The 15,040-nt window shown below is 42.4% G+C and carries 16 protein-coding genes; 6 read left to right on the forward strand and 10 right to left on the reverse strand.

Going from position 1 to position 15,040, the window contains the following annotated elements:
• Nucleotides 1-91 precede the first annotated feature (91 nt).
• A complete protein-coding gene (locus ACE1SE_RS10850) occupies nucleotides 92-286 on the forward strand; it encodes a YpfN family protein (RefSeq protein WP_374050905.1) in 195 nt (64 codons plus the stop codon).
• On the opposite strand, the gene ACE1SE_RS10855 is transcribed toward ACE1SE_RS10850, so the two are convergent.
• A complete protein-coding gene (locus ACE1SE_RS10855; RefSeq protein ID WP_374050906.1) occupies nucleotides 231-2,366 on the reverse strand; it encodes a tRNA(Met) cytidine acetyltransferase TmcA in 2,136 nt (711 codons plus the stop codon). The two genes, ACE1SE_RS10850 and ACE1SE_RS10855, sit on opposite strands and share 56 nt — an antisense overlap.
• Nucleotides 2,367-2,438: 72 nt before the next feature.
• Entirely contained in the window at nucleotides 2,439-2,891 is a 453-nt protein-coding gene (locus ACE1SE_RS10860; RefSeq protein ID WP_374050907.1) for a DUF441 domain-containing protein, read from the reverse strand.
• A gap of 347 nt (nucleotides 2,892-3,238) precedes the next feature.
• Between ACE1SE_RS10860 and ACE1SE_RS10865 the strand changes: the two genes are divergently transcribed.
• Nucleotides 3,239-3,592 (forward strand): hypothetical protein, encoded by a 354-nt coding sequence (locus ACE1SE_RS10865; protein WP_374050908.1) that lies wholly within the window; start codon nucleotides 3,239-3,241, stop codon nucleotides 3,590-3,592.
• 98 nt (nucleotides 3,593-3,690) lie between these two features.
• On the opposite strand, the gene purC is transcribed toward ACE1SE_RS10865, so the two are convergent.
• The 3 genes from purC to dapA all read right to left on the reverse strand — a co-directional run bounded on the left by purC (nucleotide 3,691) and on the right by dapA (nucleotide 6,466).
• On the reverse strand, nucleotides 3,691-4,404 hold the full coding sequence (purC, locus tag ACE1SE_RS10870; protein WP_374050909.1) for a phosphoribosylaminoimidazolesuccinocarboxamide synthase: 714 nt from the start codon (nucleotides 4,402-4,404) through the stop codon (nucleotides 3,691-3,693).
• 92 nt (nucleotides 4,405-4,496) lie between these two features.
• Nucleotides 4,497-5,549, reverse strand: coding sequence for an outer membrane protein assembly factor BamC (gene bamC, locus ACE1SE_RS10875; RefSeq protein ID WP_374050910.1), 1,053 nt, complete (start codon nucleotides 5,547-5,549; stop codon nucleotides 4,497-4,499).
• Nucleotides 5,550-5,566: 17 nt separating this feature from the next.
• The gene (gene dapA / locus ACE1SE_RS10880) at nucleotides 5,567-6,466 is read right to left on the reverse strand and encodes a 4-hydroxy-tetrahydrodipicolinate synthase (protein WP_374050911.1); all 900 of its coding nucleotides are present in this window, start codon (nucleotides 6,464-6,466) and stop codon (nucleotides 5,567-5,569) included.
• A gap of 244 nt (nucleotides 6,467-6,710) precedes the next feature.
• On the opposite strand from dapA, the gene ACE1SE_RS10885 reads away from it, so the two are divergent.
• Nucleotides 6,711-7,268, forward strand: a complete 558-nt coding sequence (locus ACE1SE_RS10885; protein ID WP_374050912.1) for a glycine cleavage system transcriptional repressor — start codon at nucleotides 6,711-6,713, stop codon at nucleotides 7,266-7,268.
• 14 nt (nucleotides 7,269-7,282) lie between these two features.
• The gene (gene bcp / locus ACE1SE_RS10890; protein ID WP_374050913.1) at nucleotides 7,283-7,750 is read left to right on the forward strand and encodes a thioredoxin-dependent thiol peroxidase; all 468 of its coding nucleotides are present in this window, start codon (nucleotides 7,283-7,285) and stop codon (nucleotides 7,748-7,750) included.
• 145 nt (nucleotides 7,751-7,895) lie between these two features.
• Here the strand turns inward: bcp and ACE1SE_RS10895 are convergent, their stop codons facing one another.
• A complete protein-coding gene (locus ACE1SE_RS10895; protein WP_374050914.1) occupies nucleotides 7,896-8,963 on the reverse strand; it encodes an AI-2E family transporter in 1,068 nt (355 codons plus the stop codon).
• 146 nt (nucleotides 8,964-9,109) lie between these two features.
• Here ACE1SE_RS10895 and bepA point away from each other — a divergent pair, with 146 nt between their 5' ends.
• Together bepA and arsC are read left to right on the forward strand one after the other, a co-directional pair.
• On the forward strand, nucleotides 9,110-10,573 hold the full coding sequence (bepA, locus tag ACE1SE_RS10900; RefSeq protein ID WP_374050915.1) for a beta-barrel assembly-enhancing protease: 1,464 nt from the start codon (nucleotides 9,110-9,112) through the stop codon (nucleotides 10,571-10,573).
• Between the two features lie 12 nt (nucleotides 10,574-10,585).
• Nucleotides 10,586-10,951: an arsenate reductase (glutaredoxin) gene (gene arsC / locus ACE1SE_RS10905; protein ID WP_374050916.1), complete on the forward strand. Its 366-nt coding sequence runs from the start codon at nucleotides 10,586-10,588 to the stop codon at nucleotides 10,949-10,951.
• A 5-nt stretch (nucleotides 10,952-10,956) separates the two neighbouring features.
• On the opposite strand, the gene ACE1SE_RS10910 is transcribed toward arsC, so the two are convergent.
• The 4 genes from ACE1SE_RS10910 to upp all read right to left on the reverse strand — a co-directional run bounded on the left by ACE1SE_RS10910 (nucleotide 10,957) and on the right by upp (nucleotide 15,007).
• A protein-coding gene (locus tag ACE1SE_RS10910; protein ID WP_374050866.1) for an IS1 family transposase occupies nucleotides 10,957-11,654 on the reverse strand; the annotation gives its coding sequence in 2 pieces (ribosomal slippage) (nucleotides 10,957-11,405 and nucleotides 11,405-11,654; 699 coding nt in all).
• Nucleotides 11,655-11,849: 195 nt separating this feature from the next.
• On the reverse strand, nucleotides 11,850-12,557 hold the full coding sequence (gene hda, locus ACE1SE_RS10915) for a DnaA inactivator Hda (RefSeq protein ID WP_374050917.1): 708 nt from the start codon (nucleotides 12,555-12,557) through the stop codon (nucleotides 11,850-11,852).
• Between the two features lie 444 nt (nucleotides 12,558-13,001).
• Nucleotides 13,002-14,312 (reverse strand): uracil permease, encoded by a 1,311-nt coding sequence (uraA, locus tag ACE1SE_RS10920; protein ID WP_374050918.1) that lies wholly within the window; start codon nucleotides 14,310-14,312, stop codon nucleotides 13,002-13,004.
• Nucleotides 14,313-14,380: 68 nt separating this feature from the next.
• Complete coding sequence (upp, locus tag ACE1SE_RS10925) at nucleotides 14,381-15,007, reverse strand: uracil phosphoribosyltransferase (protein WP_374050919.1); 627 nt, start codon at nucleotides 15,005-15,007, stop codon at nucleotides 14,381-14,383.
• Nucleotides 15,008-15,040 lie beyond the last annotated feature (33 nt).

Below are 15,040 nucleotides of genomic sequence, written 5' to 3' on the forward strand. Positions count from 1 at the left end.
AGCTGGTCATGAAAATAATTAACAGATAGAAATAATTCATTAGGCTTCTGAGCCTCATGGAAGAGGCTCTAAACATTCTGAGGAAAATACCATGCATTGGTTGATAGATTATTGGTGGGTTGTTCTGTTAGTGCTCGTCGGCACTATTGTCAATGCAGTAAAAGCACTAAGTCGCGTCGATAAGAAATCTTTCTTAGATAACAAACCCGAATTGCCCCCGCACCGAGATCTTAATGATCAATGGGATGATGAGGATGATTGGCCACAGCGGGATCGCAAGAAATAACCCAATTTCTCCAGTGCCTGGCAAGTATTTTATCGATGCTTGCCAATGCATCGGCAGTCTCTTCACGCCAGTGTTTTAATAGGGCTTTACGGCCACTCAACGATAAGTCACTGACACATTGTTCGATACTTAGCTGCTGTTGAAGATGCTTTCTCAATGCAGGCAAAGCCAGATTACTCTTCAACAGTAATCTCTGTAATACAAAATAAGACGCTGACAGAGGACGATGGGCAAATGCAAACCCAGCCAGTTCCTGCCAATCACTATCATTGAGCTGTTCGTCATTATCATGCTCAACTGGCAAGGCAAAGCCGAGTAACGATCCCAATCCTCTGGCATCTCTGGAGAGTCGTTGTTGTGCGGATTGGGCAAATCGTTCTCCCTGCTCACTCAAAGGCAAAACAGCCATCGCGGTATAACAACCACTACTCGCTTCTCGGTGAGTTCCCATTCTCACCAGGCGAAAACCACATTTTTGCCAAAAAGCCCACAAATCAGCGGTATAACCAAAACTCACAGAGATAAAATCCAGCTTTTGTTTACTGGCTTCCTGGCATTGCTGAATTATCAAATGTTGTGCGATACCCCGACGGCGATATTGAGCTTGTACGGCAATACGGCTGATTCGCTGTGATCGCAAAGTTGCAGCCTGCGGAAAACCGCTATGTGCCGCCAGAGATTGAGCCACTAAATTACCTCTTGGCCGCCGACGTCCTGCCCAGATTTCATGCGCTAATGTCTGTGACAAACCACCTTCGTTCACCATCCACAAAGCACCAATCAATTGTTGCTTATGTGCTGGAAAACCAGAAAAGGCAGCCAAAAATGTCATTCCGTTACCATCCATTAATCGCCGCAGATCAAGGGGAGATGTACGGTAATGTGCGCTAGTTAATAAGCCATAAAATTGGCGCAATAATGTGGAGTATTGTAACCATTCAGGCTGACATATCGGGTGAAAATGCAATGTTTCTGCGTTTAATGGTGTGTCATAAACGAGCGGTTTATCATCGAACAACAGAACACTATCCAGCCATGCTTCCAACGGATCATTTTCAGCCCAGCGCATAGGGGTTTTTAATTCACGAACATGGCAATCAGGCAATTCAGCACAGAGTTTCAACAAAAAACCGCGTCCCGTTCCCTCATAACCCTGGACTGTTGAAGTCAACAATACTCGTGGAAAATAGCGGATCAATTCTGCTAATTGTGGTGTTGGGATCGCTGCTGCTTCGTCAATCAATAACCAATCAGCATCGCTTTTATTTTCCTGTTTACCTTTGTTCGCTCGGCAATATTTCAACAAATGGTCTACTGACCAAAAAGGCGTTTCTTGTTCCAAAGGCTTCTGCTCAGCAGAATCTGGGATACCGGAGTAACGTCGGATAACTTCTGTGGTTATTTTGGCGGGGGCACATAACCAGCATTTTCCTTGCCAATATCGCACTAACATTCCTGCCAGAGCTGATTTTCCCCGCCCTCGTGGTGCGGTGATCACCCAAATGCCTCGTGTGGCCTGTAACAATTCGTCCAAAATAGATTGTTGGCCTATCGTTGGGTTGCCATCAGGTATCTGCCACACTCCGGTTACTGGCAATGGCGGTATCTGAGATATCTGAAAAGGTATCTCCTGACGCCATAATAATACGTCAGGAAACGCAAAGATTTGCTGCTGAATATGGCGAATAAAATTAGGCGTCGAAATAACACCTGACAATTCATTCCAGCGCAAACTATCTTCATCGGGCTGTTCTGACCATTGTGACCAGGCTGGTACGCGCATCACCAACCAGCTTCCCGCTTTTAGTGTGCCAGCCAGTATTGCCAGTGCTTCAGCATTAATCCCTTGAGTAGCATCAAAAACACCGTGCAAGAATTCACGCCCAAGCAAGCTGACAGCTTTTGTTGGATCAATAGCACCAGACACATGGGCTGAAACCGTTAGCCAATCCCCTTGAAACTGTTTTGTTAGCTGATTGACTATCAATTCACTCCATTGCGGATCACCACTCAAAACAACTAAACGGCGCTGTCCCTGTTGTTGCATTTGTGCCTGCAACATTGCCCATAAGCTATACATAGTACGAACTATCCATAAAATGAACTGTATAACATGTGAAGTATCTGATGGTTAAAATGACTACCTGCATGGTCACGATTTACCAATCATGAGTGATAAAATGCCAGCAGCAATCAGAGGGCCTACAGGAACCCCCTTAAATAGGGCCACGCCCAATACAGTGCCGACCAATAATCCAGCCACGGTAGAAGGCTGGCCAGACATTAAAGTCACTCCACGGCTTCCCAGCCATGACACAAGGACACCAACAACAATAGCCAATAGTGATTTCCAATTTAAGAAAGAGCTAAAAATTTCCTGAGCGGAGATTTTCCCGCTTGCGATAGGTGCCATGACTCCCACAGTCAGAATCAGGATACCTATCGTCAAGCCGTACTTTTCCACCCAAGGGAAAAGCTGATTCAATGGCGTGATACGAACTACCAATAGAAATAACATGGCAAGTGTCACTGTCATGTTATGGCTGATGATGCCAAGCCCTGCAAGCACGAGCAAAATAAGTAAAGTAGGATCGATATGACTCATGAGTTTTTATTTCCTGTAAACTCCGACAGAACAATATTTGACTATTTTTAAACCAGCTAACATAAATTCTGGCATGGAAAAGATGATAACTTAAAAAGTTTGCACTTAATCAAAAATATTCATAAAGAGCCATCCCAAAATTGGGTAATAGCGCAACAACGGGTAGTTTGTTAACATCCTTGCTTTAAACAATCACATTGATAAATAATTAGCCATATAAACCAAGATACACCCCCTGTTTCTTGATAATTAACCTTTTAAACACCAACGCCTTTTTACCAAGGTAAAGCAGAAAGGTTGTAAGAAGTGCCTTGCAGCTAATATGCGCTCGTATAAGCGATATAAATATGAAAAAATTAACCTCCTCCATGATAATCTGTCTCTCTTTAGCCGGTTGCACCACTCAATGGGTTCCTGCAACCAGTCATCCTGTTCCTTTCAGTGAAGCAAAAGTTGAATGCAGGTTATCAGCATTACAACAATTTCCTGTCAAAAATGAAGTCGCCCAAAGATCAACACTGAAAATGGTGCAGCAACCTTGTATCAATAAAGAGCAATGTGGAAAAAACGGTTACTACAGTCAAAATGTTCCCATGATCGAAAGCTATGTGACGGATGTCAATGAGGGTTCCAGAAGTGAATTTTATTACGACTGTATGCACCAAAAAGGCTGGAAACAAATAACTAAATCCCTACTTTAAGATTTATTCAACGTGCAAAACAGGAACAGGATGCCCTTTTGATTATCGGAGCATCCTGCCTATTTTAGATTATATTTTTTAAGTAATCGTTTGCGTCACTAGTCCAAAATAACACCAATACGGCGCGCAACTTCTTCATACGCTTCAATCAAACCACCGAGACGTTGACGAAAACGATCTTTATCCATTTTATCCATCGTCAGTTTATCCCATAAACGGCTACCATCTGGTGAAAACTCATCTCCCAATATGACCTTGCCCTTGAACAAACCAAATTCCAACTTAAAATCCACCAGAATTAAACCTGCATCGTCAAACAGCTTGCTCAATACTTCATTGGCCTTATAACTCAGGCGTTTCATTTCAGATAAATGCTCTTTGCTCACCCAACCGAATGTCTCACAATAAGATTCATTAACCATAGGATCGTGTTTGGCATCATCTTTCAGAAACAGGTCAAACAATGGCGGATTCAGCACTATCCCCTCTTCCACTCCCAAACGCTTAACCAGAGATCCTGCGGCACGGTTACGAATAACACATTCTACAGGCACCATATCTAGTTTTTTCACCAGGGACTCATTATCTGACAACAGTTGTTCCATTTGCGTAGGAATACCCGCTTCTTCCAGTTTTTTCATAATGAAATGATTGAATTTATTATTCACCATTCCCTTGCGATCAAACTGTTCGATGCGTTCACCATCCAATGCTGATGTATCATTACGGAATTCCAGTACCAGTAAATCAGGATTATCAGTGGTATACACTGTTTTTGCTTTTCCACGATACAACTCAGCTTTCTTCTGCATTTTACACTCCAGAAATATGACATCTTTAAACGTAAAGAATTAAACAAAAAACGCACCCAAAATATAAAAGGGGCCTGGGCCCCTTTTATATATTACTTATCTTTGGATTGGCTAAATACGGCTTCCAGTGCAGCCACCAGTTGATCATTTTCAGATTGAGTCAATGGCTTGCCTTTGTCACTGATAAATTGCAGGCTGCTTCGGTTATCCAAATCCCCCACCTGTAACTTGTAATTTCCTTCGCCGATAGAAGGTGCTTCTACCCCTATTGCTTTCCAGTCAGAGGAACTGCGTCCTTTATAAGTCACCGCTATTGCGCCTGTGGAACGTGTACGATCCGTGACTTCCATGCCTATACTATCCAACACGTATGGCAATCTGTTCCAGACCACGTTATAGGGTGCACGCACGATGATCTGCGGCAATCCGGTATTATCACTACCACTTTGTACAGATAATGGACCTGAATTTTTAGCACTGCTCAGGCTCGCAGCTTCTTGTTGCTGGCTTAAATCACCCGCCAATTTATTAAGCATCACGACATTGTAACGCTGGATTTGTACCGGATCGGTAATTTCCTTTTCTCCCTGTTTCAAACCTTCGTTCGCAACAGATAGTGCTATTTGGTAATCCTGTTTGGTCACTGAAATACGGTAACGCCCCTGATAAGGAACATTTTCATCCGCCCGTTGCCATGTAATCCAATCTGTCGTCAAATTTTGTGCGACATCATCTTTCTGGCTTATCTTATATCCTTTTTCCGCCAACAGATTGTTTACCTGAGACCATAAATCGCTGTATTCAGGAGTATTTTCAAGCAACAACTTACTGCTGTTAGCACTATTTTCAACACGGGAACCCGTCAACAATGCAAGAGCCTGCAACGGAGGACGTATATCCAAATCTTCACCCACAGCCCCCGTTGCCGTTGCCGTTGTTGTCGGAAGATTATACTCACCATTTTGCAGCGGTAATGTCATTCCCGCGGGGATGTTCAATAGTTTCATTGGAGGCGTGTCAAGATAGGACTGATCCCCGCTAACCTGACGTTTATAGCGCTGATCGCTGGAGCAGGCAGCTAAAAAAACTACCAGTGACAGACCAGCAATCTTCATGACCTTCGATTTTTGCAATAATGTTGCCATTAAAATTCCCTAAAATTTTACAGTAATCCAGCTATTTTTAAGGCACTACCAACTGGAATTTGCCCTTCCTGCGTTAGCGGAACCATTGGCAAACGCAATGTATCATCGGCAATCAACCCCAATTGACGGCAAGCCCACTTAACTGGCGTCGGGCTAGGTTCAACAAATAATTGATGATGCAATTCCATCAGGCGGCTATTCAGTTCACGAGCTTGCACAAATTCACCTTGCTCAGCTAATTCACACACCTGTGCCATTTCCGCTGCCGCAACATTTGCAGTGACAGAAATAACCCCTTTACCACCAAGCTGCATGAAATCGACAAAACTTGCATCATCACCACTTAGAAGAATGAAATCTTCATCACTAACCAATGCTTGGATCTGACTAACACGACTTAAGTTCCCTGTCGCTTCCTTAAGCGCAACAATATTTTTCATTTTCGCTAAGCGAGCAACAGTCGATGGCAATAAATCACATCCGGTACGAGATGGCACATTATACAGAATTTGTGGTAAGTCAGTATTCTCAGCTATTGCCTTATAGTGCAAATATAAACCTTCCTGTGATGGTCTATTATAATAAGGTGTGACTGACAGGCAACCCACAACCCCCGTGTTTTCGAAACGGTTGGTCAAAGAGATGGCTTCTGCTGTAGCGTTTGCCCCTGTTCCGGCAATCACCGGAATACGTCCATCAGCCATGTCCAGTGTTGTCAGTACAACATCAACGTGTTCGTCATGGTTAAGTGTTGCACACTCGCCTGTTGTTCCAACAGACACAATCGCAGATGTACCACTGGCGATATGATAATCAACCAATTTTTTCAAACTGGCCTTATCAATCTGACCCGCTGAGTCCATCGGAGTTATCAATGCAACTATACTGCCTGTGAAACCAGAATGATTGCTTACCATTGCCATTTCCCCTTAGTTAAACCTAAAACTGCAAATGAGAGGTTCATGGTACTTTCTTGCTATACAGAAGAAAACTCTTTAACCACGCGATTTCAATGAATTTTGTTAATATCAAGTGTAGCCGATTAAACATAAATTATAATTTTGTTCCCTTAACAAAGGCGATTGACCTTCTCCTGATCATTTTTTATGTTAAAACACAACATACACAGCAAACACCAACTAAAATTAAAGGAAAATCGCTTTGCCAACATCAGAACAACATTTTTTAGTGATCACTGCCCTAGGTACCGATCGCCCTGGCATCGTCAATACCATTACCCGCCTTGTCAGCACATGTGACTGTAATATTGAAGACAGCCGTTTAGCTATGTTTGGCGAAGAATTTACTTTTATCATGTTGCTATCTGGTAGCTGGAACGCCATTACTTTGATCGAATCCACCTTGCCACAAAAGGGCGCAGAACTTGAATTACTCATAGTAATGAAACGTACCCGATGCGGTGTCCAGAAAAAATTTCCTTCTACCATCACCGTTAAGGTAGACGTAGTTGATTCACCGGGAATTGTTGAACGTTTTACCAGTTTATTCACCGCCCAAGATCTTAATATCGCGGAACTGGTATCAAAAACTCATCCAGCCGAAGGAAATCACCCTGCTCGTCTGCAAATCCAAATCACTGGTCACAATCCAGTTGATGATAATGGCACGATCTTTAAAGAAAATTTCCATCATCTATGTACAGAATTAAATGCACAAGGCAGTATTATCGTACAAGATCATTTAAATCAAAACGATTAAACGGAGAATAAGTGATGAGTCCATTGAAAGCCGGAGATAAGGCCCCACAATTCAGCCTTCCTGACCAAGATGGCGAACCCATTAATTTATCTGACTTCAAAGGTCAACGTGTCTTAGTCTATTTTTATCCTAAGGCCATGACACCAGGCTGCACAGTTCAAGCGTGTGGCTTGCGTGATTCGATAAATGAACTGAAAAGTGCCAATGTTGAAGTACTGGGTATTAGCACAGATGCACCAGAAAAGTTATCCCGCTTTGTAGAAAAAGAGATGCTAAATTTCACACTGCTTTCTGATATTGACCACCAAGTTGCTGAACAATTTGGTGTGTGGGGAGAAAAGCAGTTCATGGGGAAAACCTATGATGGCATCCATCGCATCAGTTTCTTAATTAATCCACAAGGTGAAATTGAACACGTTTTTAATAAATTCAAAACCAGTGATCACCACCAAGTTGTACTGGATTACCTAAACCAACATTAATGTCAGCATAGACACAATAAATTTTGATTTGCCGCTTAATCAATAAAGCGGCAACATAATTTAATTCGCTTGATATTTATTCTATTGCATCGTTATTCAAAGGCACCTAAACATTCTTCGCTACCAACATCTATCATATTGATTGTTACCATTCTTTTTCCTCCAATTTTTCTTCCGGCCAGGCATGAATAACCGCTTTGATTAAAGTAGCGAGTGGAATAGCAAAGAAAACCCCCCAAAACCCCCATAATCCACCAAAAATAATGACAGAAAGAATGATAGCAAGCGGATGGAGGTTGACTGCTTCCGAAAATAAGATTGGCACAAGCAGGTTACCATCTAACCCCTGTACCACCAGATATGCGACAAACAAAGTCCAGAAATCAGCCCCAATTCCCCATTGAAACAGCGCCACAATAATAACCGGAATAGTGACAAGTACGGTGCCGATATAAGGAGCGAGCACAGACAAACCGACCAAGACTGCAAGCAACAGCGAATAATGTAATCCAAAGAAGGCAAATACAGCATACGTGCAGATAGTCAGTATCACCATTTCGGTCACTTTGCCGCGGATATAATTGGTAATCTGCTGGTTCATTTCACGCCACACTTTCCCCGCCAAACTACGATTACGGGGCAATACACGCCGCAATGCTGCCACTATTTGGTCTTTATCTTTCAATAGAAAGAACACCATCAAGGGAACAAGGATCAGATAAATCGCCAGAGTCAATAATCCAATCAGAGATGCAACCGAAAACTTAAAAACGGACTCCCCCGCCAAAGAGAGTTTGCTACGCAGATTATCAGCAACCATATCGATAATGCCGGCATCAACCAGCGCAGGATAACGGGAGGGAAAAGTAAGTGCGTACTCATTAAACCGATTAACCATATTGGGAAGATCAGAGAATAAGTTTAAACCTTGCTGCCAGACAGTTGGGGCTACAATCAAGATCATCAACGCACTAACGCCCATAAATATTGTTAATACAATGACAGCAGAGAATGTACGGCTACATCCCAACTTGCCTAATTGTGTCGTAGGCCACTCCAACAAATAAGCCAACACAATAGCTGCAAGGACAGGCGCCAGAATTCCATTAAAAAAGTAAATGATCCCAAAACCAACCAATAAAATGACTGATAATGTAACAACTTGTGGATCAGCGAAACGGCGACGATACCATTGCATGATCATATCCAACATAATTACAACTCCTTTGCGATAATACTTAATGTGTATTTTTCACTAAAACTTATTATGATTAATAGTTTTAAGGTACTCTTTTATCATAAAAGTATTCATGAAATTGATAGCTAAAACGGGGCAAACTATTTTATGAGAATCGCTTTATGAGAAAAACATCCAGAAAATCTTTGATAACTGTTTTTATCAGCCTGTTGTTATTGGGGAATCCTCCTGTATTCTCTGCACCGGCTGAAGATTCATTACCTGATATTGGCACCACAGCGGGAGCCACCCTCAGCATCAACCAGGAAATGGCTATGGGTGATTTATATATACGCTCGATAAGGGCCCAGGCTCCTCTGATTTATGATCCGCTGCTAACTCAATATATTAATCAGTTAGGCCAAAAATTAGTCACCCATGCCGATTCAGTCAAAACGCCTTTTCATTTCTATCTGGTAGATAACCCTAATATTAATGCCCTCGCATTTTTTGGTGGTAACGTTGTTCTTCACTCGGGTCTGTTTCGCTATAGCAACAATGAAAGTGAACTGGCATCTGTCATGGCGCATGAAATTTCCCATGTTACGCAACGACATTTAGCACGATGGATAGAAGAACAAAAACGTACCAGCCCTCTGGCATGGACCGGCACATTGGGCGCTATTTTGCTTATGATAGCTAATCCACAAGCCGGCATGGCCGCACTCAGCGGCACATTGGCCGGCGTCCAACAAGGCATGATCAGTTTTACCCAATCGAATGAGCAAGAAGCTGATCGTATTGGAATACAAACGCTCAGTCGAGCGGGATTTGATCCACATGGTATGCCTGATTTTATGCAAATACTCGTGGATCAATCTCGCTATAGCTCCAAACTGCCTGAAATGCTATACACCCACCCATTACCTGCCAACCGTCTGGCTGACGCCCGTAATCGGGCCAATCAATATCCCACTAAAGCGGTTTCAGAATCCCAAGATTTTCTGTTCGCCCGTGTCCGTATTTTAACCATGTATTCAACTGATCAGCGTCCCTATATTGATCAATGGCTAAAGAAATACAGCCAGGGAACCGCCAAAGAACAGCTTGCTGCTGCCTATGGACGTGCTATTTTGCTTTCTGAAGATAAAAAGTATACCGAAGCCAGAGCAATCCTCTCCCCATTGCTAGATAAACAACCGGACAACATTTGGTTTATTGATACCATGACGGATATTGATATCGGACAAAAACAACCAGCCAAAGCCATTGCTCGCTTGCAGGATGCACTCAAGAAACTGAAAAGCAATCCGGTATTGCAAATTAACCTCGCAAATGCCTATTTTATGGATAAAAAGTATGCTCAGGCATCACAACTTCTGTTTCGTTATACTTTCAATCATCCTGACGATCTTACTGGCTGGATATTGTTAAGAAAAGCTGCCGGAGCCCAGGGAAAACATAATGATGAACTAGCCGCCTATGCGGAAATCATGGCATTGCAAGGTAATTTTGGCTCCGCTATAGAACAACTTAGCAAAGCCAGTGCGTTGACCAAATTAGGCAGTTATGAACAAGAGCGCTATGATGCTCGTATTGATCAATTGCGTCAACTGCAACAAAGTTATGACCAATATAAAAAATGAGGGATTTTTTACATGCAAAATCTTAACACACGAAAAGTGATTTTCTACCACAATCCCCGCTGCTCAAAAAGCCGTGAGACCCTCAAGCTGATTGAGGAACTCGATATTACACCGGAAATCATTCACTATCTTGATACGCCACCGACAGCAGAACAGCTTGCCGTACTGTTACAACAGCTTGGTTTCAAAGATGCCCGTCAATTAATGCGTACTAAAGAAGATCTCTACAAAGCATTAAACCTGGACGATACCACGTTATCCCAAGACGCATTGCTTCAGGCAATGGTTGAAAATCCAAAATTGATAGAACGCCCGATTGTTGTTGTCGGTGATAAAGCTCGTTTGGGACGCCCCCCTGGTCATGCTCCCAATGATTAGATCTGTTATGAAATATAGTATTCACGTTCAATGAACGTACCTACCACTTTGTCATGCATCTCTTCGGATTTGGAATAACCTATTGTTTTTCTATTCAGCCTCTTTATCCGGATACGAAGCGTAAGATTTGTTCTCTCGATACGTTGGGTAAATTTCTTTCCCGTGAGGTGTTTTTCCTGAGGCAGGTAATCGTAAACGGCATAATCATCTGTACAGTAAAACCGGATAGTAAAAGGAGACAAGAGTGCCAGCAGCTTTTTCAATGTTTTCCTGCTGCGATCCCCAAACACATGTGCCACTACCCGTTTCTTATTCGGCTCCCAGGCATACCAGAGCCAGCGTTGATTTTTCTTATTACCGACAAATGACCACTGCTCATCTATTTCACAGACAAGATGAATCTCACTGCCCGCAAGCGGCAGCGTAGTCACTTGTCTTGGTGTGAGTTTTTTAATGTGCGAATGACGGTGTTAATGCCGACTTTCAGAACCCGAGCCGTGTCCCTGACACCGGAGTTATTCACTGCCATATCAATAATTTGCTCTTTCACGCCGGGATAACAGGCTTGATAGGCATAATTCAGTTGAAAGGTTTTACGGCAGGCATAGCAGTGATAGCGGGGATGACCAGTACGCCCTTTTCCATGCCCTTTAACCTCTTCTGTTTTATGACAGTAACGACAAACCACATCAACTTTAGCCATCTCTCACCCCATAATAAAAAGCAGGGAGTTTATCACAAGATCTAATCATTGGGAGCATGACCCGCCCCCCTGAACAGGTTAAAGAAATTCTGCTGTAACTATTTTTTAATAAAAATATTTTCAATAAAAAAGTGACAGAAATATATTCTCTATCACTTTTTTATTCTGATTACATTTCCTTACTGCTTTATTCACTCAAAGCTCAAGGATATCCTTTACAAACGGGATCGTGAGTTTGCGCTGTGCCATAATGGAAGCCCGATCAAGCTCATCCAAGGTTCTGAACAATGTTTGCATTTCCCTATCGAGTCGCTTTAACACAAAACGCCCCACATCCTCAGGCAATTCAAAACCCCGTAATTTTGCCCGTAGTTGCAATGCCTGAATTTTCTCATCATCTGACAGAGGTTGTAATTTGTAAATTTGCCCCCAATCCAAACGAGATGCCAAATCCGGTAGCGTCAGATTAATTTGCCGTGGAGGGCGATCACCTGTGATTAAAAGACAAGTTCGGCCAATTTCTACAATACGGTTGTAAAGATTGAAAATAGCCATCTCCCATTCCTGATCACCCGCAATACACTCAATATTATCGATACACACTAATGATAAATGTTCCATACCATCAAGGACTTCAGGGACAAAATAGGCGCGCTTATCCAGTGGTACATACCCTACAGCTTCTCCCTGTTGGGACAATTCGGCACAGGCAGCGTGAAGCAAATGGCTCTTACCCCCGCCATCGCGGGACCAGAAATAGATATAACTGCCGTGTGACTGACTTATAGCCAATTTTATTGCAGCTAATAAGGAAGTATTCTCACCTGCAAAGAAACTGGCAAAAGTTTCATCATCGGGCAAATATAATGGTAATGAAAGCTGCGACGGTGTATTCAGAAGCACCTCAAACAGAATGGATAACGAACAGTGCTAAGTCTACCACAAAAAGTCTCTATAAATGAAACGAATGCTTGGTTTAAAGCAGGAGATTATCATCAAAGCATATCTCCTCATAAAATGGATAGATTACGACCAGCAACAAAACTCCTCCTATTTCTTGCGCAAGCTAGAAATAATCTGCCCTAGAATAAAAATTCTTATATTTGATAATCTCAATAGTCAATATTGACGATAGTAAAAATAAAAACCAAGAGTAAAAATATATTGTATTGCCAAAGATTTTAACTTATCTCTCTTAAGTTATTTTCAATAGCGATTGACAGCAGATATTATTGGTAAAGGAAAAATTTATCGCTATAAATGACAAAGTAAAATGATAGAGGAAATAATTTTTTAAAATAGAAAGGGCTTTTTAAAAACCCTTTCCAAGAATTTTCTTAATGTTTTTTATTCTACCACTTCACTCTTCTTATCATTTCTGATTGATTCCACAGAGGAGTTAATATATGGCTCTTCTGGCCGGATGAAGCTTATCAGTTTAAAAAACAGGCTTAAACCAATCCCCACAACAGTTGCAAGCGCCATCCCCTTCAATTCTGCCGAACCGATCTGAATTTTTGCTCCGCTGACACCAATAATCAAAATAATGGAAGTCAGGATTAAGTTCTGTGCCTTACTGTAATCAACTTTCGAATCAATCAGAACTCGAATACCTGATGCACCAATCACACCATACAGTAACAGGGAAACACCCCCCATCACTGGGATTGGGATCATTTGGATCGCCGCCGCCAATTTACCAATGCAGGAAAGTAATATTGCCATCACCGCAGCACCACCAATCACCCATGTGCTGTATACACGGGTAAGTGCCATAACACCAATATTTTCACCATAAGTCGTGTTAGGTGTTGAGCCAAAAAAACCCGAAATTATCGTTGAAAAACCATTAGCAAACATTGAACGGTGCAAACCTGGATTTTTCAATAAATCTTTCTGCACGATATTTGCCGTTACCACTAAGTGCCCAACGTGTTCTGCAATAACCACCAGTGCCGCAGGTAAAATTGTCATAATGGCAAACCATTCAAAACGCGGTGTATAGAACGTCGGCAATGCAAACCACGGCGCTTCACGTACTGGAGTTAAATCTACAACACCCATAAAAAATGACAGCACATACCCGACCAAAACACCAATCAGAATCGGAATAATCGCCATAAAACCACGGAATATTACCGATCCCAGGATAGTCACGCCCAGCGTAACCATAGATATGGTCAGGTTGGTCATATTAATTTCAGTGCCTGCCACTGGACGCAAACCTGCCATATCAGCAGCAACACCGGCCAACTCCAGGCCAATCACGGCAACAATCGCTCCCATCGCTGCCGGAGGAAACATCACATTAATCCATCCCTTTCCTGCAACTTTTACCAGCAGGGCAACCAGACAAAACAACAAACCGCAGACAATAAATCCACCTAATGCCAATTCATATCCCAAAGGCAGTAACAACAATACAGGCGAAATAAAAGCAAAGCTGGAGCCTAAGTAAGCCGGAATTCTTCCTTTGCAAATCACCAAATACAACAATGTACCAATGCCATTGAACAACAAAATTGTCGCCGGATTCACTTTAAATAAAATAGGAACCAAAACGGTTGCACCAAACATGGCAAATAAATGTTGCAAACTTAAAGGAATAGTCTGTGCCAAAGGGGGTCTTTCTTCTACTCCAATAGTTCGACGAGTCATTATTGATATCCTCTCATATCATCTTGCTAGAAACCAAAAAAAACCGGCTTTCCAGCCGGTTATCAATGTTATTTAGTGCCAAATATTTTATCACCTGCATCCCCTAAACCAGGGACGATGTATCCATGCTCATTGAGATATTTATCAATCGACGCGGTATACAGTTCAACATCAGGATGAGCTTTCTCCAGTGCGGCAATCCCTTCCGGCGCGGCAACCAAAACTAATACCTTAATGACAGGGCATCTCGCTTTTTTCAACAAATCAATGGTAGCGATCATAGAGCCACCGGTTGCCAACATTGGATCGACAACCAATGCCATGCGTTCATTAATATCGGAGACTAATTTCTGAAAATAAGGCACTGGCTCAAGTGTTGCTTCATCACGATATACACCAACAACACTGATTCGTGCACTAGGGATATTTTCCAGTACACCATCCATCATGCCCAAACCCGCACGCAGAATAGGTACTACCGTAATTTTTTTCCCTTTAATCTGATCTATCTCTACCGGGCCACACCATCCGTCAATGGTCACTTTCTCGACTTCCAAATCAGCAGTTGCCTCATATGTCAGAAGACTTCCCACCTCTGAAGCCAGTTCACGGAAGCGTTTAGTGCTTATATCATGAGCTCGCATCAGGCCAAGTTTATGTTTAACTAGCGGGTGTTTAACCTCGACGATTTTCATGGGTTTCTCCTAATAGCCGGCAGATAAAAAAAT

The organism is Xenorhabdus taiwanensis, from assembly GCF_036512875.1.
Taxonomy (GTDB): Bacteria; Pseudomonadota; Gammaproteobacteria; order Enterobacterales; family Enterobacteriaceae; genus Xenorhabdus; species Xenorhabdus taiwanensis.

Bases quoted from the DNA above. Each gene is read 5' to 3' on its own strand.
- ACE1SE_RS10850 (WP_374050905.1), top strand. From the start codon at position 92: ATGCATTGGTTGATAGATTATTGGTGGGTTGTTCTGTTAGTGCTCGTC.
- ACE1SE_RS10855 (WP_374050906.1), bottom strand. From the start codon at position 2,366: ATGTATAGCTTATGGGCAATGTTGCAGGCACAAATGCAACAACAGGGA.
- ACE1SE_RS10860 (WP_374050907.1), bottom strand. From the start codon at position 2,891: ATGAGTCATATCGATCCTACTTTACTTATTTTGCTCGTGCTTGCAGGG.
- ACE1SE_RS10865 (WP_374050908.1), top strand. From the start codon at position 3,239: ATGAAAAAATTAACCTCCTCCATGATAATCTGTCTCTCTTTAGCCGGT.
- purC (WP_374050909.1), bottom strand. From the start codon at position 4,404: ATGCAGAAGAAAGCTGAGTTGTATCGTGGAAAAGCAAAAACAGTGTAT.
- bamC (WP_374050910.1), bottom strand. From the start codon at position 5,549: ATGGCAACATTATTGCAAAAATCGAAGGTCATGAAGATTGCTGGTCTG.
- dapA (WP_374050911.1), bottom strand. From the start codon at position 6,466: ATGGTAAGCAATCATTCTGGTTTCACAGGCAGTATAGTTGCATTGATA.
- bcp (WP_374050913.1), top strand. From the start codon at position 7,283: ATGAGTCCATTGAAAGCCGGAGATAAGGCCCCACAATTCAGCCTTCCT.
- ACE1SE_RS10895 (WP_374050914.1), bottom strand. From the start codon at position 8,963: ATGTTGGATATGATCATGCAATGGTATCGTCGCCGTTTCGCTGATCCA.
- bepA (WP_374050915.1), top strand. From the start codon at position 9,110: ATGAGAAAAACATCCAGAAAATCTTTGATAACTGTTTTTATCAGCCTG.
- arsC (WP_374050916.1), top strand. From the start codon at position 10,586: ATGCAAAATCTTAACACACGAAAAGTGATTTTCTACCACAATCCCCGC.
- uraA (WP_374050918.1), bottom strand. From the start codon at position 14,312: ATGACTCGTCGAACTATTGGAGTAGAAGAAAGACCCCCTTTGGCACAG.
- upp (WP_374050919.1), bottom strand. From the start codon at position 15,007: ATGAAAATCGTCGAGGTTAAACACCCGCTAGTTAAACATAAACTTGGC.